The 20,039-nt window shown below is 43.6% G+C and carries 18 protein-coding genes; 1 reads left to right on the forward strand and 17 read right to left on the reverse strand.

Going from position 1 to position 20,039, the window contains the following annotated elements; translation table 11 throughout:
- Positions 1 to 27 precede the first annotated feature (27 nt).
- Genes HMPREF9698_RS03050 through uxaC form a run of 7 tightly spaced genes read right to left on the reverse strand, consistent with a single transcriptional unit; the run spans position 28 to position 8,520 of the window.
- Positions 28 to 1,044 (reverse strand): TRAP transporter substrate-binding protein, encoded by a 1,017-nt coding sequence (locus HMPREF9698_RS03050; RefSeq protein ID WP_003777199.1) that lies wholly within the window; start codon positions 1,042 to 1,044, stop codon positions 28 to 30.
- A gap of 15 nt (positions 1,045 to 1,059) precedes the next feature.
- Positions 1,060 to 3,561, reverse strand: coding sequence for a glycoside hydrolase family 31 protein (locus HMPREF9698_RS03055; protein ID WP_003777201.1), 2,502 nt, complete (start codon positions 3,559 to 3,561; stop codon positions 1,060 to 1,062).
- Positions 3,548 to 4,504, reverse strand: a complete 957-nt coding sequence (locus HMPREF9698_RS03060; RefSeq protein WP_003777202.1) for a sugar kinase — start codon at positions 4,502 to 4,504, stop codon at positions 3,548 to 3,550. The genes HMPREF9698_RS03055 and HMPREF9698_RS03060 overlap by 14 nt, the downstream gene beginning before the upstream one ends.
- Position 4,505: 1 nt before the next feature.
- Complete coding sequence (locus HMPREF9698_RS03065) at positions 4,506 to 5,144, reverse strand: bifunctional 2-keto-4-hydroxyglutarate aldolase/2-keto-3-deoxy-6-phosphogluconate aldolase (protein ID WP_003777204.1); 639 nt, start codon at positions 5,142 to 5,144, stop codon at positions 4,506 to 4,508.
- A gap of 30 nt (positions 5,145 to 5,174) precedes the next feature.
- Positions 5,175 to 6,026, reverse strand: a complete 852-nt coding sequence (locus HMPREF9698_RS03070; protein ID WP_003777206.1) for an SDR family oxidoreductase — start codon at positions 6,024 to 6,026, stop codon at positions 5,175 to 5,177.
- Between the two features lie 3 nt (positions 6,027 to 6,029).
- Complete coding sequence (locus HMPREF9698_RS03075) at positions 6,030 to 7,115, reverse strand: mannonate dehydratase (RefSeq protein ID WP_003777207.1); 1,086 nt, start codon at positions 7,113 to 7,115, stop codon at positions 6,030 to 6,032.
- 1 nt (position 7,116) lies between these two features.
- Positions 7,117 to 8,520, reverse strand: a complete 1,404-nt coding sequence (gene uxaC / locus HMPREF9698_RS03080) for a glucuronate isomerase (protein WP_003777208.1) — start codon at positions 8,518 to 8,520, stop codon at positions 7,117 to 7,119.
- Positions 8,521 to 8,883: 363 nt separating this feature from the next.
- On the opposite strand from uxaC, the gene HMPREF9698_RS03085 reads away from it, so the two are divergent.
- A complete protein-coding gene (locus tag HMPREF9698_RS03085; RefSeq protein WP_003777210.1) occupies positions 8,884 to 9,570 on the forward strand; it encodes a FadR/GntR family transcriptional regulator in 687 nt (228 codons plus the stop codon).
- A gap of 174 nt (positions 9,571 to 9,744) precedes the next feature.
- Here HMPREF9698_RS03085 and HMPREF9698_RS03090 read toward each other — a convergent pair whose 3' ends face one another.
- The 10 genes from HMPREF9698_RS03090 to HMPREF9698_RS03135 form a co-directional block, all read right to left on the reverse strand.
- Positions 9,745 to 10,383, reverse strand: a complete 639-nt coding sequence (locus tag HMPREF9698_RS03090) for a YesL family protein (RefSeq protein WP_003777212.1) — start codon at positions 10,381 to 10,383, stop codon at positions 9,745 to 9,747.
- A 15-nt stretch (positions 10,384 to 10,398) separates the two neighbouring features.
- The gene (locus HMPREF9698_RS03095; protein ID WP_003777214.1) at positions 10,399 to 11,721 is read right to left on the reverse strand and encodes an MATE family efflux transporter; all 1,323 of its coding nucleotides are present in this window, start codon (positions 11,719 to 11,721) and stop codon (positions 10,399 to 10,401) included.
- Positions 11,708 to 12,598, reverse strand: coding sequence for a metallophosphoesterase family protein (locus tag HMPREF9698_RS03100; RefSeq protein ID WP_003777216.1), 891 nt, complete (start codon positions 12,596 to 12,598; stop codon positions 11,708 to 11,710). The genes HMPREF9698_RS03095 and HMPREF9698_RS03100 overlap by 14 nt, the downstream gene beginning before the upstream one ends.
- 8 nt (positions 12,599 to 12,606) lie before the next feature.
- Complete coding sequence (locus tag HMPREF9698_RS03105; RefSeq protein ID WP_003777218.1) at positions 12,607 to 13,503, reverse strand: carbohydrate ABC transporter permease; 897 nt, start codon at positions 13,501 to 13,503, stop codon at positions 12,607 to 12,609.
- Between the two features lie 104 nt (positions 13,504 to 13,607).
- Positions 13,608 to 15,314 carry an extracellular solute-binding protein gene (locus HMPREF9698_RS03110; RefSeq protein ID WP_003777220.1) on the reverse strand — a complete coding sequence of 569 codons (1,707 nt, stop codon included), beginning with the start codon at positions 15,312 to 15,314 and terminating at the stop codon, positions 13,608 to 13,610.
- Positions 15,315 to 15,351: 37 nt separating this feature from the next.
- Entirely contained in the window at positions 15,352 to 16,365 is a 1,014-nt protein-coding gene (locus tag HMPREF9698_RS03115; RefSeq protein WP_003777222.1) for an ABC transporter permease, read from the reverse strand.
- Positions 16,352 to 17,506, reverse strand: coding sequence for an ABC transporter ATP-binding protein (locus HMPREF9698_RS03120; RefSeq protein WP_115629510.1), 1,155 nt, complete (start codon positions 17,504 to 17,506; stop codon positions 16,352 to 16,354). Before HMPREF9698_RS03120 ends, HMPREF9698_RS03115 begins: the two co-directional genes overlap by 14 nt.
- Positions 17,507 to 17,639: 133 nt before the next feature.
- Positions 17,640 to 18,413, reverse strand: a complete 774-nt coding sequence (locus HMPREF9698_RS03125; protein ID WP_003777225.1) for a PHP domain-containing protein — start codon at positions 18,411 to 18,413, stop codon at positions 17,640 to 17,642.
- A gap of 31 nt (positions 18,414 to 18,444) precedes the next feature.
- Entirely contained in the window at positions 18,445 to 19,455 is a 1,011-nt protein-coding gene (locus HMPREF9698_RS03130; protein ID WP_003777227.1) for a CehA/McbA family metallohydrolase, read from the reverse strand.
- Positions 19,445 to 19,903, reverse strand: coding sequence for a hypothetical protein (locus HMPREF9698_RS03135; RefSeq protein ID WP_003777230.1), 459 nt, complete (start codon positions 19,901 to 19,903; stop codon positions 19,445 to 19,447). Before HMPREF9698_RS03135 ends, HMPREF9698_RS03130 begins: the two co-directional genes overlap by 11 nt.
- Between the last annotated feature and the right edge of the window lie 136 nt (positions 19,904 to 20,039).

The following is a 20,039-nucleotide window of genomic DNA, read 5'->3' on the forward strand; positions in this document are numbered from 1 at the left end:
ATTCACTCCCTTTCAAAATAATTCTGTTTAATTATTTCGTATAATATCCACTACCTGCTCTATTCCTGGATCCATAGCTACATAGGAATCAATAATGTGTTCTGTTTTTTCCTGAAAAGGTTTAATATCTATATCTTCATAAAATTCTACATCCATCTCATTTTTCGCCATATTAATAGCTTCCTCAACTTCTTTATCCCATAAATCATAAAATTCTTCAGTGATCTCTTCTGCCACCTCTAGAAACATTTCTTGGTCTTGAAGGTCTAGCCTTTCCCATAGTTGCTCATTAACTACTAAAACATCAGGTATACGAGCATGTTGGGTATAGGAATAAGCTTTGGCAACTTCACCATGGTATCCATTTGTCAAAGATATCTCATTATTCTCTGTACCATCGATCAAACCAGATTGAAGAGAAGGATATACTTCACCATACTCCATAGCAATTGGGGTACCACCCATAGCCGTAACCATCTCCATTTGGGCACTCAATTCTTGCACACGAATATTTAACCCGGACAAATCTTCTGGTTTAAGTATTGGTGTATCCTTGGTATAAAAAGACCGTTGACCAGCCGTAAAGTATGTGAGGGTAATAAAGCCATTGCCTTCTTCCATAAAAAATTCTTTCATAGCATCAGAATTCATCACAGTCTTAAAATGTTCCTCGCTTTCAAAGAGGAAGGGTAAGCCAAATGCCTCATATCCCATACTGTAATCAGACATTTGAGGTGCAGCTACCTTGACGATATCTAAGACTCCAGCTTGCATTTGTTCCAACATTAAAGGCTCACTACCTAATTGCCCGTTAGGATAGATAATTATTCGTATTCTGCCATTACTTCTATCTTGGATTTCAGTTCTGAATTTGTCTAATGCCGTATGAACAGGGTGGTCTTCATTCATATTATGACCTAATCTTAAGACTAAGGGATCATCTACACTAGCTTCTGAACTATCATTTAAAGCCTTTCCATTGGTGCAACCTATTAAAATAAAGCAACAAAATAATAGAATATAAACTATCTTTTTAAACGACATTCTTCTCCCTCCAAACTACATTCCTATTAAATCGTTTTCAATAAAATCAATAATAACCTCATAGTTTTTTCTTTGATTTGGATATTTAATCATCACAGATTTAGTATCGTGATTGTATCGCCAACCTATTGAAGCTTTAGCGAATTCTTTATTATTTAATATATGAGGTAACATTTGATCATCAATCGCTACACTGTAAGCAGATTTTTCAGGTTTTACAACATCTAAGATTATATTTTCTATTGGGGATTTATAGTTCCCTTCCTTTTTAAATCTGACTATCGTTTTAGATCCCACTTCTACATTTATACTTGTATTTAAGTAATCTCCCTTTGTATAGTTATAAGTTGTCCCATCATCTTCATATAATTTAAATTCTGTATCTTTATCTGGAGTTATTATTAACTTCAAATCTTTTACTCTATCTTCATGTAGGTCATTAATTTTATTAATAGCTATGGGAATAATGGAACCACCTTTTATAAACAATGGGATCGAACTAATATCCACTTCTAATGAAATGTTCTGGCCTCCAGAATATTTCTTACGTGAATAATAATCGTAAAAAACTTCTCCTTCAGGAAGGTAGATACTTTTTTCTGTTTGACCTTTGTCAACAACATTAGCTACTAGTAAGCCATCTCCTAACATAAAATTGACGTCCTCATCATAGGAATTGACATCATCTTGAAAGGCGCTTACAAAAGCTTCTACAATTGGCAGACCAGTACGATGTGCTCTTTCCATCAAACTATAAAAATATGGCACTAATTGATACCTGAATTGCATAGCTTCTTTTATTATGGGAAGGTATTCTTCAAACATCCAAGGTTCAGTAACGGTATTGTCAAAATTGGTAGAATGAATTGAAAACCTAGGCTGAAAGATTCCATGCTGTATCCATCTAACTAGTAATTCAGCTTCTGGAGCTGGACCGTAAAAGCCAGCGATGTCACACCCATTATTTGCCACGCCGGATAGGCCCATACCTAAAATAGTTGAAATATTATATTTTAATGTTTTCCAGTCCGTATAATTATCACCAGCCCAGGTTTGTGCAAACCTTTGAATGCCACTTTGGCCTCCTCTACATACAATAAATGGTCGTTGATCTTGATAAATTTCATTAATGGCCTCTTCAGTAATTTGACACATAATATTGGCCATAACGGGTCTTGCTTTTTCTATTTTAGCTCCTTTGCCTTCAAATGATACTTTGCTGTCATCATCAATAATACCGTCATATTCACAATTATCATTCCATATTGAAGTTGTTCCCTTTTTAAGAATGTTCTCTTTCAACATTTCTTTCCAATTATCTCTGGCTGACTTTTTCGTAAAATCGACATAGGCTCCTGGTCCTCCCCACCAACTTGCTACACTTGGTTGGCTTGAAGTGCTATTCTGTACAAACATATCTTTATTTTTCATTTCCTCAAACAAAGGGTGTTCTAGTAAAATTCCAGGTTTTACGTTAGGAGAAACGCTTACATTTTTTTCGTTTATAATTTCAAAAAAGTGTTCAGGATCGCTAAACCTGTCTTTGTTCCATTCGAAAACACATCTTTTTAGTCCATTTTTAGTTTCTATATTGGAATAACCGGAAGATAATTGGAAACCATCAATAGGAATATCATGTTCTTTCGTGGTTTTAACAAATTCTTCAATTGAGTCATCAGCATTTTTTGGAAGTTCAGCATAATACATTGATGACCCCAAGTAACCAAGAGCATACTTAGGAAGTAAAGTCGATTTACCAGTTAAATCTGTATAACGCTCAATAACTTCTCTGACTTTAGGTCCAGCAATTAAGAATAAATCAATATCTCCTCCATCCGTTCGATATCTATTTTGAGCTGGCCAATAATTACTATGAGATTGGCCAACATTAAATTCAGATCTATAAGTACCATGATAATAATATCCTACTGCCTTTTTATGATTTTCATTCAATTTAATATAAAAGGGAATGTGTTTGTATAAAGGATTCCGTTTAATAGGGTTATATCCCATTGCATCTGTTTGACCTATTAAGATTAAATCTTCGTACTTGTCTAACTTGCCAGTTGTTTCACCAAAGCCATAAAAGTGGTCCCCGTCAAATATTTCATGTGTATGTGATCGTCTATTATTATTATCTTTTACATAAGCTAGTTGGGGTATGTCGCGGTGAATCATAGTATTATCTTCATCTTTAACTTCTATAATAAAAGGCGATTTCCATATTTTAACAGTCAATTTATTTCCAGTAATTAGATAGTACCCTTTGACTTCAGTCAATGTTGATTCAGCGCATTCAATTCTATTACGACTTTTTCCCATAAAATTGTCCATATCATCATCCCAAGCTGTAGTGACAAGGCTATATGATTCTTCCACAAAGTCTTGATCAAAACCAGCTCGGATTCTGATAATATCATCAGTTAAAAACCAGAGTCTTAATTGAATAGAATTGGTGGTTATTTTGTAGTAAGACTCCATCTTTTCAACAAGTTTGACATCTTTACATATATCCATCCTGTCTCCCCTCTTTCATATAAGCGAGTAATTCTGCTTCACTGGGCAAGCCTTCGTTATCTCCAGGGTTTTGGACTTGGAGGGACCCGATGGCATTGCCAATCTGGACGGCTTGGGCTAGGCTTTGGCCAGTTAAGAGGCCATGAAGGACACCGGTGGCAAAACCGTCCCCTGCTCCAACACTATCTACAACATGGTCTACCTGGTAACCTAGGATAAATTGGCTTGGCTGACCTTGTTCAAACAAGCTAGCTCCTTCAGCCCCATTTTTTACCACGACGGCCTGGACTCCCTGGTCAAAATAAAAGTCAGCAATAGCTTGACCATCTCGACTGCCAGTAAGAACTGCTGCTTCATCAATACCTGGCAGGACAATATCAGCCAAGGAGGCAAGCTGGTTTAAGGTCTCAACCATGAGGGCTTGGCTTTCCCACATGGCAGGGCGAATATTTGGGTCAAAGGTCACCAAAATACCTTGGTCTCTTGCTTCTTTCATCAAATGAAAGCTAATTTCCCGGATCTGAGGGTTGATGGCTGGAGGAATGCCAGTTACATGGAAAATCTTCATATCTTTAAAGTTCAGTTGAATATCTTCTTTTTGCAAATGGGTAAAGGCAGAGTGAGATCGGTAGTAAAGGGTCTTGGGATCTCCTTCTGCCACCTTGTTTTTAAACATTATCCCGGTAGGACCTAGCTTAGACTGAGAGATATATTGGCTGGCTACTCCCATGGCTTGTAACATCTGGATGATATAGTCGCCAAAGGGGTCTTGGCCAACTTGTGAGATATAGGCTGGCCGGTGGTTGAGTCGAGACAAGCCAATTGCCACATTCAATTCAGCTCCAGCCAGTGATTTAGTAAATTTATTAACAATACTGAGTGGGCCCAAGTCCTCGGCCGTAAATAAGACCAAGGCCTCACCCAAAAGTGTGATTTCTGCCATCCTAATACCCTCTAACTTCTTTTAACTTAGCCACAAAGCGACTGGCATTAATAGTAATATCGTCTTGGCCCTGAGCATTTTTGGTTAAAGCACTGCCGACTCCTACCGCCCAGGCACCTGCCTTGTACCAGTCTTCGATATTGTCTAGATCCACACCGCCAGAGGGCATCATTTCCACATTGGGGAGGGGACCGTGGACATCCTGGATGAATTTAGGACCGAGTAAACCGCCAGGAAACAGTTTAACCACGTCCACTCCCGCTCTTAAGGCAGTCACTATCTCATTGACTGAAGCACATCCCGGCAGATAAGGAGTGGTATAGAGGTTACATACTTCGGCAATTGCCGGGTCAAAATGGGGACTAACCACGAACTGGGCTCCTTTTTGAATAGCTAGGCTGGCCGTTTGCGCATCCAAGACCGTACCTGCTCCTACTAGCATGTCAGTGTCTTGGTTAGCTTGGACAAGGCTGGCAATGGCTCTGTCAGCTTCCGGAGTGGTAAAGGTGACTTCGATATTTTTAATCCCAGCTTGAAAGGCCGCTTGGGAAATCGACACAGCATGGTCCTGGTCTTTCCCCCGAACTACCGCAAAAATATAATGGTCATGCAATCGCTTTAAGACCTTCATTTTTTTCATATTTCTACCTCCTATAAATCAAGTATCGTCTTAGACACCGGAATAAGCAGAAAAGCCTCCGTCAATGGCAATGATAACCCCATTTACAAAGCTAGCGGCAGTTTCATCCGCTAAGAATAAGATGCCACCAACCAGCTCTTCTGCCTTGCCAAACCGTCCCATTGGGGTATTGTTAATAATTTTCTCCCCTCTTGGGCTTAGGGTCTCGTGGTCTGCTTCAAACAATAAGTCAATATTTTGCTTGGAGACCAAAAAGCCAGGAGCGATGGCATTACACCGGATACCCACCTTGGAAAAGTGGACAGCTAGCCACTGGGTCAAGTTTGAAATAGCAGCCTTGGCTCCGGAATAAGCAGGAATCTTGGTCAAAGGGGTCAAGGCATTCATGGAAGAGATATTGATAATGTTAGCTCCTGGACGGCCAATCATCTCCTTGGCAAAGACCTGGGTGGGAAGTAAGGTGCCCAAGAAGTTTAAGTTAAAAACAAATTCAATCCCTGTCTCTTCTAGGTTGAAGAAGGACTTAACCTCCTTGTCAAGGTCTTCAGAGTGGAATTCATTGTCGGTGGTTGCCTTAGGATTGTTTCCCCCAGCCCCATTAATCAAAATATCACAAGGGCCAAAATCAGCCTTGATTTGTTCATTGACTGCTTTAAGCGACTCCTTTTCTAAAACATTGCATTCGTAGGCTTTAGCCTGGTTAGGATTGTTTTGGTTGATTTTATCTGCCACACTTTGAGCGGCTTCTCGGTTGAGGTCTAGGAGGGCAACATTGGCCCCTAGTTGGGCAAAGGCTTCCGAAAAAGTAGAGACCAAAACACCACCTGCCCCTGTTAAAACAACTGTCTTACCGGTAAAATCATGTTTGCCAAATTTTGACATTGCTTATTCTCCTTTCAATTTGGGCGTGTCGAAATGAGGATTCTTGCCAAGAGCTTTCATATTTGCTTCATATAAACCATTTAAGTAAGTCGCACCCAAAGCCCGATCATAAAGACCATAGCCAGGTGTTTCCACCTGGTCATGCCATATTTGCCGGCCATGGTCTGGTCGGAGAGGGCCAGTCCAACCGTAGTCTACCAGTAGCTTAATAATAGCGTTCATATCAATACTGCCGGCTTCAGACAGGTGGGCAGTTTCTTGAAAGCCCCATGATCCAACAGCCACATTCCGCATGTGCATAAAGTTAATCCGGTCGCGTTTCAGGGCATATTCGGTAATTGCTGCAACATCGTTTTTTTCACTAGAGGCATATGACCCTACACACATGGTTATCCCATTGTATTTTGAGTCGTAAAGGTCCAGGAACCGTTTGACCGCATCGAGGTCAACGATAATCCGGGGCAGGCCAAAAATGTCATAAGGGGGGTCGTCCGGGTGAATGGCCATTTTAACCTGGGCTTCTTCTGCCACAGGGATAATTTCCTTGATAAAGTAAGCTAAGTTATCCCATAAGTCTTCCTTGCTGATTCCCTTGTAGTCATCCATGACCTCTTTTAAACCTTCCTTATCGTAAGACAGGTCCCATCCAGGTAAGGTAAGGTCGCCAGACAAGGGGTCCAAGTCTTCAATGTCTGCCTTAATCAAGGCTAGGGAATGGGACCCGTCCGGCAAGGGGTGGCTCAGGTCAGACCGGGTCCAGTCAAAGACTGGCATAAAGTTATAGCAGACAACCGGTATCCCTACCTGGCCGATGATGCGGATGGTTTCTTTGTAATTGGCGATGAGTTGGTCTCGGCTCTCCTTGCCAAGCTTAATATCTTCGTGGACAGGGACCGATTCAATACAGACCAATTCTAAACCAGCTGCTTCAACCTGGTCTTTAAGGGCCTGGATGGTCTCGGCCGGCCAAACCTCCCCTACTGAAATATCATAAACAGCTGACACAATCCCTTGCATACCTGGGATTTCCCTTATTTCTTGCAGGGAAACCGGGTCATCCGTCCCGTACCAGCGAAAGCTCATCTTCATATTAGTCTTCCCCTTTCTCAAAGAAGTTCTTGGCATTCTTGTAGGCGATATCTTGGACGATAGCTCCTGCCCAGTCAAAGTCGGCTGGAATTTCCTCCTGGTCAATCCAAGTCCCAATGTAAGAGGATAGGATCCGTCTGAAGTAATCGTGGCGTGGGTAAGACAGGAAGGACCGTGAATCAGTCAGCATGCCGACAAAGTTTGAAAGCAGGCCTTGGTTGCCCAAAACCTCTAGCTGGTCTAAGATACCGGTCTTGCTGTCGGCAAACCACCAGGCTGCTCCAAATTGCAACTGGCTTTTAATGCCCTGGTCATTGGCCTGGAAGTTGGCTAGGGTATTAGCTAGGACCGTATTGTAAGCTGGGTTAAGGTTGTACCAGACCATCTTAGGCAAGTCGTTTCTTGCTTCCAGTTCATTTAAGAAGGCATTGAGGTTCTCAGCTAGCTTGCTTTGGGTCCCCATAGAGTCAAAGCCAGCATCCGGTCCAACTCGGTCAAAAAACTTGCTACTGTTATTCCTTAAGGCACCGAAGTGGATCTGGGTCACCAAACCATATTTCTTGTAGAGCCGGCAAAGTTCCAAAAGGAGGCCAGTTTGCCATTGGTCCACTTCAAGGTCGGTTAGGTCTTCTTGACGGCGGGCCTTGTCCAGTAGGGCATCCAAGTCAGCCTGACTTGGGTCTTCATAGACAATTTGTCCAAGAGACAAGTCACTGGCCCGAGCCCCAGCTTGAGCAAAGTATTTGATTCGAGCTTCAAGGGCTTGGCTAAAGTCGGCAAAACTTGTAATGGAGTGAGTGGCTACTTCCAGTTTGTTTAAAAAATCTGGGAATTCTGGATGAGAAACAAAGGCCTGGTCCGGTCTAAAAGTTGGATCTACTTGGACATGAAAAGTCGGATCATCTTTCAATTTTTGATGCCATTTTAAGTCATCCAAGGGGGAGTCAGTCGTTCCAATAAAGTCCACCTTGGCCTGGTCGATCAATTTGCGGGGACTCAAGGACTGTTCTTCGATATAGTCATTCAGCTTGTGGTAAATATCCTGCCAATTTTTCCCATTTAAGTGGTCTTGAATGCCAAATACCTGGCTCAATTCCAAGTGGGTAAAGTGGAACAAGGGGTTGCCAATTGCCTGGCCCACGGTCTCCGCCCAGGCCTTAAATTTAGCTTCATTGGATGCCTGGCCGGTGATTTTATCCTCTGTCACCCCATTGGCCCGCATCAGCCGCCACTTGTAGTGGTCCCCTCCGAGCCAAAGGTCAACAATATTGTCAAAAGGCTGGTCTTCATAAATTTCCTTGGGATCTAAGTGACAGTGAAAGTCATAAATAGGCAGGTCTTTAACTCTTTGGTAGAGTTCAAGACTGGCCTTATTTTGTAACATAAAATGATCATCCATAAACATGGTAAAGTCCCTCTTTCCTATCCATCATCTCGTCTAACTGAATCTTCTTTATTTTAGCTAGTTTACTTAGCTAGGGCAAAAGTTTGACTCTCAGCTTAGACATTTTATAAAACGCTTTCAATAGTCATTGTTTGCAAAAGCCAGCTTAAAAATGGCTTGTCTTTTTGTATAGGTCAGTCGTCTGATGTCTTACCTATATCATAGCCCCTCCTCTCCTTCCTGTCAATAACTTTCCTTTACTTAGCCAGAAGCTCTTTTTTAAATGCCCCTTTATCAAGCTTGCTTATGAACAAACCTGGAAGTATGGTATCATGGAGGGGTATAGACAGAGATGACGGTTAAAAAATACAGAGTGTGATAAATATGACAAAAAATACAAAATCTTTGGTTGACCAAACCGCAGACAAGATCTTAGCCTACATGGCTGACCGGAAGCTAACGGTTGGTGACAAAATACCTAACGAATACGACCTGGCAAAAGACTTAGAGGTCAGTCGCAGTACCATCCGGGAGGCTGTCCGGGTCTTGACCTCCAAAAATATCCTAGAAATCAGACGGGGATTAGGAACCTTTGTCAGTAGCAAACGGGGAATAAGCGAAGACCCACTAGGCTTCTCCCTAGTTCCTGACACCTTAAAGTTGGTTCAAGACCTCTTTGAAGTTCGATCACTCTTGGAACCACGGATGACCCAGCTAGCTGCAGTCCATGCTAGCCAAGACGAAGTGGCCCAACTCAAGGAAATCAAAGAAAAAATTGAAGACCAGGTAGAGACTTCGGGCCAGCTTCACTTCCAATATGACATGGATTTCCACTCCCTCATTGCCCAGGCTTCTGGTAACCTGGCCATGACTCAACTTATCCCCATCATTAACCAGTCCATCTGGTTGTACAATACCCAATCCTACAGCTCTGAAGCCATTAAGCGCGAAATGGTCATCTCCCACCAGGAAATTTTAGAGGCCATCCAAGATCAGAAGCCAGACCAAGCCTACCAGGCCATGGCCAACCATATCCAAAAAGTCCGGGAGAGCCTGGTTGACCTAGGATGAGAAGTTATTAAGATTTATATAAAGAAACCCCAAGTAAAAAGGGCTTTGCTTGGGGGTTCTTATCTTCTGCCTTATTTAGGGAGAGTTAGCTGAATAAGACAGTCTAAAAAGGGAAGCGAGCAATTTGAATCCGGTCCTTACTGTTTGACAACCCTTCATTTCTAAGCTTATAGCTTATTCGTGGCTATTAATAAAGTTACTGAAGTAAGACCGGATAGAGAAACCGTTTAAGAGGCGACCAACAAGGTAATCAAATAAAATGAGACCAATGATGGGAGCAAAGACCACGAGAAGGGGCGACACTGTCCATAAAACCAGAGTTAAAGCCACATGGATAACGGCTACAATCAAGAATTCTAGTAAGTGGCTGAGGACAATAAACATACTATTTTTGACTTGTTCTTTAATAGAAATATGGGAGTAGTCGTTTGCTACGACACTATAAGTTGTCATAATCCAAAACCAAGCCAGGATCATGGCGATGGTTAAGTAGAATAGCAGGTAGGTGACAAAACCACTTGTTCTACTGAGGAACAAGTAATTCGTGATCAAGACGACTAGTAAACATGTAGCAGCTAGGCTGATTAAATAGTAGTCCTTTAGCTTGTCAAAAAATAGGGCATAATACCTTGACCCTAAGGCCAGTTGTCCCCGCAAGTTGTCTTTCTTCATTAAGTGAATTTGCTGGATTGCGGTGACACAGGCCGGGATAAAGGAAAACAGGACTAAGCCCACTAGCACACTCGTAATCCAGAGAAGAGATAGGTACATAATAAAATAGATCCAAGTAAAAGCTTGTCTTACTTTTGTCATCCAAGTATCTCCTTTCTAAAGCCATTTCTTCTGCCGCCATCTTTGGTAAAACAAGACAGCCCGAACCAACTCATCTAAAGCGAAGATAATGTAGATTACAAATACCCCAGACTTAGCGTAACCGGCCAGTAAAGCTAGGGGAACAGTTAGCAAGACCTTGGTCACGATACCAGCATAGACAGGGTATTGAACATCTCCCGGCACCTGCAAAATAGCAATCAATATTTCATTCGCTACCCTTCCCAAATCATAAATAATGCAAATCCAGAGTAAGTTTTGGACAGTTTGGTGGACAAAGGAATCTTGGGTAAAAATTGGGATCAATACTGGGCCAAGAAGGGCTAGAGTTAAGGATATGAGAATGGAGGCTAGACCATAGCGGTGGACAATGTGGAGGCCAAAGTTTTTAGCCCGGTCTACCTTGTCTTGGCGGAGCAACTTGCCAATTTGAACTTGCAAGGCTTGGCCACCAGCCACAGCTACCGTGAAGGCAATAGCCGTAATGGTATCCGTATAAACCTTGGACGCAATGGCAATAGACCCCATGGAGGCAATGACCCCCATAATAATAGTTTGGACTAAATTGTAAACCACATTTTCCATACCAGAAGGGATCCCCAAAGACAAAATTTCTTTAACATAATCCCACGACTCCACACTTTTGTTAAAAATATTGCGCCAGACATTTGGCAATTGCCCAAAAGCCGTTATAAAGCCAATGACCAGCCCCACAATGCGGGCTAGGACTGTAAAAATTCCAATCCCAATCAAGGCCCTGGTTCCCTCAAAAATATTCGTATAGACCACAAAGCCGTTCCCCAAAATAATGAGAAGGGTATTGATAATAGAAATAGCCATGGAGGCCTTGACTTTTTCAAAACTGCGCAAGAGAGCGGCTAGACTGGCAAACAAGCCTTGTGTAATGAGGCTAATGCTGACGATATTCAAATAAACATGGGCCAGGTCAATGATGCCCTCTGGTGTTTGCATCAGTCGTAAAATGGGGTGGCCAAAAATCCAAATAATAGCGATGATCAAAGTAGCTAAGCCGATATTGAGGACCACTGTTTGTTTAAAAATAGATTGAATGGGGCCAAGTTGGTCGGGGTCAGCTAAACGGAGCATCAATATGGTAGACCCTAAAGTGATAATCCCCATGGCCATTGTCCCAATACTCATAACTTGGTCCGCAATCCCAGTGGCAGCGACTGCCCGGTCAGCCACTTGCGACATGAGGAAAACATTGACATTGCCGATTAACATCAGAAAGATTTGCTCAATCAAAAGGGGGTAAAGGAGATGCCGGTATTCCCGGTCTAGAGCTTTAAAGGATGTCATCGGCTAAGATCCGCTCAGTTGACACTGTGTTATCATTTTCGTCCAGAGTGATCAAGCGAACACCCCGGGCCTCATCTCCATAAGTGTCATAGCCAGACACCTGGCCATAAAGGCAATGAATGCCGCAATAAATGCCATCAAAATTATTATCATGGTCGTGTCCAGCAAAGACCCCCCAAATATTTCCAGCTTCTACAAGTTGGGTGAAGAGACCGGAATTCAAGTCAGGTGAACAAATTTCATGGTCCCCTTCATTAAAGTGGCCTTCAATAATATGATGACCAGCCTCCTTGTATTCTGGTAGGGGAATGTGGAGGAAAAGCAAGTTGTTCATGGCTGGGTCAGGATAGTCTTGAGCCACTTGGCGGAACCAGGCTACCTGGTCAAAAGAAACCCAGTCATAGGTTCCATAATCTATCTTGGGGTAGTCACCAGAGTCGATAACATAAATAACCGTTTTGACAGCCTCTTGGTCAGACCCATAGATTTCCAGCAGGCAGGACTCCCGGCTGTCCATGACTTGAATTTGTTTTTTGGGTGCATGGTTGACTTGGGCGTCAGCTTCAATATATTTCCTTACGGCATCCCGGGAAATCGCCCCCTCACTATCATGGTTGCCCAAAGTAGTGATAAGGGGAGTCGACTGGCCATGAAAACAGTCTAAAAAGCTTTGCAAGCTCTCCAACTGCTTGTTGACTCCCTCAGACCAAGTAATGTCTCCCGTGTGGACAACCAAATCAACTTGATACCTGTCCAAGGCAGTCTTAACTAAGTCTAGGGTCTTTTGACTAGCCTCTGACAAGGGAGAGTCGCCAATATGGGTATCGGTGATTTGCATAATGGTAAAAGAACCGTCTGAATTGTAGCTTAGTGTCATAAGAACTCCTATTCCTTAACAGAACCAATTGTTATCCCTTCAACAAAATAGCGTTGAATGAAAGGATATAAAATGACAATCGGTAAGATCACAACAATAATGGTAGCCATTTGCAAGGACTGACCAGTGATTTCAACCGCATCCAATTGCTGGTAAACGTTAGCCCCACCCCGCAAGAGAATATCCGACAAACCCTGTTGCCGGGTCAGCATATCTTGTAAGATAGTGGCGAGGGGTTTAAGGGACTCAGACCGAACATAGAAGGTCCCAGCAAACCAGTCATTCCAGTGACCGACTGCGGTAAATAAACTGATGGTGGCAATTGTTGGCTTACTCATTGGGATAACCAAACGCAAGAAGATATTAAACTCGCTCATACCATCAATCCGGGCCGCTTCAAAGACTGACATAGGCAGCTGCTGGAAAGATGATCGCAGAAGTAAAATATTAGTCACACTGTATAGGGAAGGTAGAATATAGACCCATATGGTTTCCGTTAAATTCAAGGTGGACAGGACCATGTAGTAAGGAACTTCCCCTCCCTTAAAGAGCATGGTAAAGAAGATAAAGAAGGTAATGGTGCCTTTAAAGGGAAGATCAGGAATGGACAAGGCCCAGGCTGTCATAGCCATGAGGAAAACACCGACCACAGTACCCAGGACGGTTCGAAAAACCGATATGCCAAGACCGGTGACTAAGTTCTGCTCTTTAAAAACTTCCTGGAAGTTCTCTAATGAAAACTGCCGGGGGATAAACCAGATGCCACCCGTTGCAGCATCCCGGCCACTGTTAAAAGCTAAGGCTAAAATATGTAAAAAAGGTAAAATAATACTTAAACACAAGAGTACAACAATCAGATGAAATAAAAAGTTGTTAAAGCGGTTATGCTTGGTTACGCCAGGCATCTTGCATTCTCCTAACTTCATTTAAACTGTAGTTATAAAGGGAAGGCTCCCAATACTCAAAAGATTGGGAACCAACCTTATAACCTGGTTACATAAACTGAATTTTAGTAGAAAATGACTTCGCCTTGGTCTTCTTTTTCTTTCAAAAACTCAGTAAATTCTTCAATATTAGCATTTTCTAACTGGCTACGCATCTGGTCAATAATGTCTTGGGCTTCTTCATCACTGTTAGCGTAGTAAGCCTTTTGGATATCTTCTTCCCAAGTATCCAAGGCAGTAGTTAGGGTGTCGTCGCCATCTTCAAACTCAAACAAGTAGGCTCTTGGGGTTAAACCGTCGATAACTTCCTTGTTGTCGTAGCGTTCATCATAGTTATAGAAGTCAATAATGTCTCTTGCCGCTTGTTCGCTGACGTCATCTCGTTGACTTTCGCCCCAAGCTGCTTCACCAAATTGCTCCAGGTTGTTCATATCAGTCCAAGCTAGGTGTTCGCCCCAATAACCCCCCACACCGCGGAAACCTTCTTGTTTAGCTGCTTCTGGGTCTTCATCTGCTAGCTGGAGCATTTCTTCTTTGACAACTGGCTTACCGTCTTCATCTAGGTCGTAGTGCTCACCTTCCAAGCCGTACATGTAAAGGCGTTTCCCTTCTTCAGAAGCCATCCAGTCCGCAAATTGGACGATTTCTTCAGGGTTTTCTGTTGTCGATGGAACGGCCCAACCAGCATAACCTGACTTGTAAGGCATGACCATGTGGTTGCTACCATCTGCCCGGTTGATCGGCCCAAGTGGCACATAAGATCCATCTGATAATTCTGGTCGGTAATTGTGGACATCGGCTACAACAGCGAAGGATCCATTGGTGACCCCTTCATTGGCCCGGGTTTCTTCCATGGTGAAGAATTCTGGGTGCATCAAACCTTGGTCCAATAAGCGGCGGACAAATTCTACTCTTTGTTCAGCATAATCTGTCATGGACTCGTGAAGGATATTCCCTTGGTCATCTTTCATAAATTTCTCGTTAGACGGACCACTCCAGACCAAGTCATTGTATGGCCATGGTCGGTCTGACCCACCCCAAACAGTCGGGCCAAGTGGGGTGACTGGGCTTCCGTTGTCATCGGTATAGTCGCCATCTTTGATGTCATTCAAGAGGTCTTCTAACTCTTCAGAAGTATTGACTTCCAAGGGGTCAATGCCCAAGTCTTCGGCGATGTCTTTACGGATATAGGTCCCACCAATTTCCTTTTGGCCTGGATCAGCGGGCTCTTGGTCGATGGCCATATGGACGAGGTAGGTCGCTCCATCATGGTCATCCCGCATCATAATGTTTTCACGGGTATCCCGTGGCAGGTAGCCATCTTCAAAGTATTTACCGTAGATCTCACCTGATTGCAGCTCTTCAGAAATATCATGGAACATACCTTCATTGGAAGCCTGCAAAAGCATGGGGAATTCTGGTCGACCGGAGTCATTAAGGTAAAAAGCGATGAAGTCAGGCAGGTCTCCTGCTGCCAAACCAGAAGCCAGGGCCGCTTGGGAGTCTTCATTGGTCACTGCTTCGATTTCCAAAGTGATGCCAGTTCGCTCTTTAATATAGTCAGCAATTTCTGGAGACATGGTGCCGGCCCCAGCATCGTTAGCTGACTGGAAGACTAGACCAGTAATGGTCCGGTCAGCAATCCAAGTGTCCGGTGCATCAGCTGGTTTTTCAGCCGATTGGTTGTTTGCTTCCGAATCATTCCCACAAGCCATTAGGAGGAGGGAAGTGGTTAAGACGACACTTGCTTTTAGCATGGATTTCATTTTCATTGGTTTTCCTTCTTTCTTTTATAGAGTCCTCGTGTTTTTACCAAAGCGCATGTTCACTGTATTTATCTGCAACTTTGTTGACGATAATGGTTAGGATGAGACCTGCCCCACCTTGGAGGAGGCCGATCGCAGTAGCGGGCCCGTATTGAGCACGCTCTAGACCAGTTTTGACGATATAAGTATCAATTGTTTCGGAAACAGCATAGTTACCCGGGTTTTGCATAAGGTAGACCTGTTCAAAACCAGCATTTAATATGCCACTGAGCGACAAAATAAAGAGGATAATGATGGTACCTAAAATGCCAGGTAGGGTAACGTGGAGAGTTTGCTTCCAACGGTTGGCCCCGTCAATGGCAGCCGCCTCATACAAGGCCGGGGAAATGCCCATAATGGCCGCAAAGTAGATAATGGAGTCCCAACCAATGTTTTTCCAAATGTAGGACCCTAAGATAGCTGGATAGAAGAAGGAATTCTCCATCATCCAGAAAGTTTCCCCGTCAGCCAAGCCCAGGTTTTCAAGTAGAACGTTGAAGAGGCCCGTATCAGGAGCAAAGATCCGGTTCATCATCCCAATGACAATGACCCAGGAAACAAAGTAAGGGAGGTAGGAAATACTTTGGTAGAGTCCCCTGGTTTTTTCGGCTTTAATCTCATTAAAGATCAAGGCCAAGATAATAGGGAAAGGCAGGTAGACAAATAATTTAATAGCTGAAATAATCAAGGTATTTCGCAAGAACATCATGGTTTCTGGATTGTTAAAGAAGTCCCTAAAGTATTTCAAACCGACAAAACCAGTCCCGTACATGCCACTGGAAAAGGAAAATTCACGGAAGGCTAAAACAACCCCCGTCATTGGCCAGTAAGCAAAGATGATAAAGAAGATAATGGCTGGTAGGAGCATCATGTAAAAAGTCCCATATTTTTTCCAAGTTTGCTTGAGAGTCGGCTTGTGTGGCTTAAAATTGGGATCCTGGTCTCCCTGGTCAACCTCCCGCTCTTGCTTGCGCCAAAAAGCTAGGGACCGGGGCAGGCGTAATCTAGACCGTTCCATCTGCTTTCACCTCCTCAGCCAGTAAGCTGTTGTAAGTCCCATGGCCAGGGACCTCGATGCGGGAACCATCATCAGCATTAAAAAAGTGGAGGAAGCCCTGGTCTAAGACGAGATAGAGGGCTTCTTTAACCCTAAAGGTGTCTAGGGTAGACTTTTTGGCAATAATCGACTGGTCAAAAACACTAAAGTGGAGCAAGCTTTCACTGCCCAACATTTCAGCTAAGTCCAGGGGCAAGAGCAAGGCATGCTGGTCTTCGGGGTGGTCCTTGTAGACGTTAATATTTTCAGGCCGAATACCAATGACAATTTCTTGACCCTCATAGCCCATTTGGCTAATTTGCTGGGCCAGGTCCGGTGAAATGGGCAGGTCTTCATCCCCAACATGGACACGGTTTTTGGAGACTTGGGCTTGGATAAAGTTCATGGCCGGGGCCCCCATAAAGCTAGCCACAAATTGGTTGGCTGGTTTTAAGTAGATGGCTCTCGGGCTACCCACTTGTTGAATTTTACCTTGGTTCATGACCACGATCCGGTCCGCCATGGTCATGGCCTCCACCTGGTCGTGGGTGACGTAGATGGTTGTATTCGACAAGTTGCGAGACAATTGGCTAATTTCTGCCCGAGTTTGGACCCTTAATTTTGCATCCAGGTTGGATAGGGGCTCATCCATCAAGAAGACTTTAGGCTGGCGGACAATGGCCCGACCGAGGGCAACCCGCTGCCGTTGCCCCCCTGACAATTCCTTGGGCAAGCGGTCCAAGTAGTCCCGCATATCAATCATATCGGCCGCATCTTTGACCCGGCTCTCAATTTTGGACTTGGCTTCTTTTTTCATCTTGAGGCCAAAGCTCATATTATCCTTGACCGACATTTGGGGGTAGAGGGCATAATTTTGGAAAACCATGGCGATATCCCGGTCTTTGGGAGCCTTGTCATTGACCAGTTCCCCTTCAATATGTATCTCCCCTGACGTAATATCCTCTAGACCTGCAATCATCCGCAAGGTGGTCGACTTGCCACACCCAGATGGCCCGACAAAGACAACAAACTCACCCTTTTCAATCGTTAAATTCATGTCTTCAACCGCATGCTCTCCTTGGACATAGTCTTTATAGAGATGCTTAATTTCAATACCAGTCAACATGACACTTCCTTTTGCACTAATTTGGTTCCAATACGTATGATACAGGCGGTTTATTAATATTTTGTAGATCCTGTGTAAAATTTACATAAAAAGAACCACCGCTTATGAGCAGTGGCTAAGTTAGTGATGATCATATTTTGACCTCATGGGCTTGTTGGTTGAGAAATACCGATACTTTTTCGACTCCGTGGCTTTTTAAGATTTGCTTAGAATCCTCAAAATTGAGGCAAAGATCACAAGCTTGGTGGGCATCTGAGCCTAAAGAAAACCGCCGTCCTCCCAAACTCTGAAAGAGGTCGATGGCATAGTCATATAATTCTTTATTACCGTAGCGGTAGATGCTCTTGGAGTTTAATTCAAAGGCCATATCCGCCTCAATAACCGCCTGAAAGATAGGGATGATAAGGGACTCATAAGGCTTTAGGTCTGAGACTTGGAGGTCATGGATGCGGAGCCCATAATCAAAATGGCAAAAAATATTGGCCTGGGGAAAAGTCTTTACAGCATCTAGTAAATTGATAAAGTACTCCTCAATGGGGTCATCAACCTGGTCCTTGATGGCCTCGTCCATGTAGTCATAGTGGCCGTTTTGGTGGCAAGACAAAAGGATAGCATCAAAGTCATAGGTGTCTAAGACTTTCGCAATAGCTTTGGTGTGACTGGCCAAAAAACCAACTTCTACCCCTAAAAGCAAGTCTAACCCAGCCTGTTTAAAGGCAGCTTGCCTGGCCAGAATTTGATCAAAATCCGGAACATGGTCGGGATAAGTATCAAAATAGGGGTTGTGGTATTCTAGGTGGTCGGTAAAGATTAGATAATGGTCAGCCTGGTCCATATAACTTCCCATCGACGCTTGACTGTCAAAGGAAAGCTGACAGTGGCAGTGGGTATCAAATAATTCCATCCTAACTTCCTTTCCTTGGGGCCTTCTCTCACTATTCGGCAATATAAATAGGGTTGCCAATAACGACTTTCACTTGGTCTTGGCCCCGGTATTGGCCTAAAACTTCATAGCGCAAGTAGCCAGCTTCCAAAGCCTCACCTAAATCAAGCTTAATGCGGGTGGGTGCCTTTAATGATTCGATTGTGTCTGAAACAAGGACTTGCCTTCGGTTATTCCAAACCACCACTTGCAAGTCTCTCAAGTCAAAAGCTTGGAGGGCTGGCAGGCTAGTTGGACAAAGTTCTAGGTCTAGGCAGCCCCCTTGGATTGTTTCGAGACTGACTTGGTCTCCAATGTGGACGGTCTGGTGAGCAGTATCAATTTGGAAGTGTACTTCCGGACCCAAACTGATATAAAAGGCCCCCTTAGCCAAGGCCGATTTAAAATTATCTTCTGTTAGACTTGCTTCATCCACTTCAAGATAGGTGACCCCCATATTTTCCTGGTCACTGTCTGGACCGTGCCAGTCTCTTCCGGTTGAAGCAGCAACTTGATAACCCTGGTCTAACTTATCTAACCAGTAGTCATAGGCTGCCTGGCTTTCCAACTTTTCCTGGGGCCGGTTACTGTTCCAGACTTCGATGTAATCCACTAAATGAAAATCCTGGACTTGGAAATCCCAGTGGCAACCCGTACAAATCGGACTACCCATATCAAAGGGGTGGGCAATGCCAACAAGACCGCCCGCCTCTTTAACCTCTTGCATATAGGAATCGATGGTATCAATCTTGGCCTGGCGCCAATCCACGTCGTAACTCGCATCGTGAACAAGCATGTGGCCATAAAAGGTGGTCCACTCCATCCCTCTCAAGACTAGTAAGCCTTCTTGGTTCAGTAAATGCTTCTCCTTCATTTCCCCATAAGGGGCGCTGGTATTGTGGTCGGTAATAATCAAACCACGGTAGCCAAAGTCTAAGGCTGCCTGGATCAAGTCTTCTGGCGAAAAAATCCCATCGCTATGGTGGGTGTGAGTGTGGACTTCAACTGGAAAACTATGCTTCATGGTGGCCCTCAATTCTAAGACTAGCGCTTAATGCTTTACTGGCTATACAATGGCAGTTCAACTGGGCTTCCCACTGGCCTGACAAATGGTCTACTGGCCAAAAGCCCAAGGAAGCATCCTCCCTGGAAATAAGGATCTTTTGGTCTTTGGACTTGTTGTGGTAGCCGCCAAGGTAGTGACCATCCTTAGCTAAAGAGAGGGTTATGAAGTTATCGACCGGCAAAAAATCCTCTAACCTAGTCCGGTCCCTAGCTCCTTGAGTCAAGGAATACTTAAGGATAGCTTCTTTCACCTGGTCTTGGGCCACTTGGTCTGAACTTTGACCCGGGCTATAAGTAAAGTTGATTTGCAAGAAGTTAAAAGCCTCTTCAATGGTAAAATTTAGTTTGATATTAGTTTGGGTGTCCCTTCCGGATAAGCGGAAGTCTTTGTCTAGTAGAACTTGCATATGTCCCCCTCCTTTAAAAGCTAATATCAGTCTACTGAGGCTGGGTAAGATGAACAAGCATGATCAAGGAAACTTTACATAGTTGATAGAAAGTTAACATTTGAATAATAAAAGCTTCTATCTAAAAAATCCCCAA

The sequence above is a fragment of the Alloiococcus otitis ATCC 51267 genome, assembly GCF_000315445.1.
Classification (GTDB): domain Bacteria; phylum Bacillota; class Bacilli; order Lactobacillales; family Carnobacteriaceae_A; genus Alloiococcus; species Alloiococcus otitis.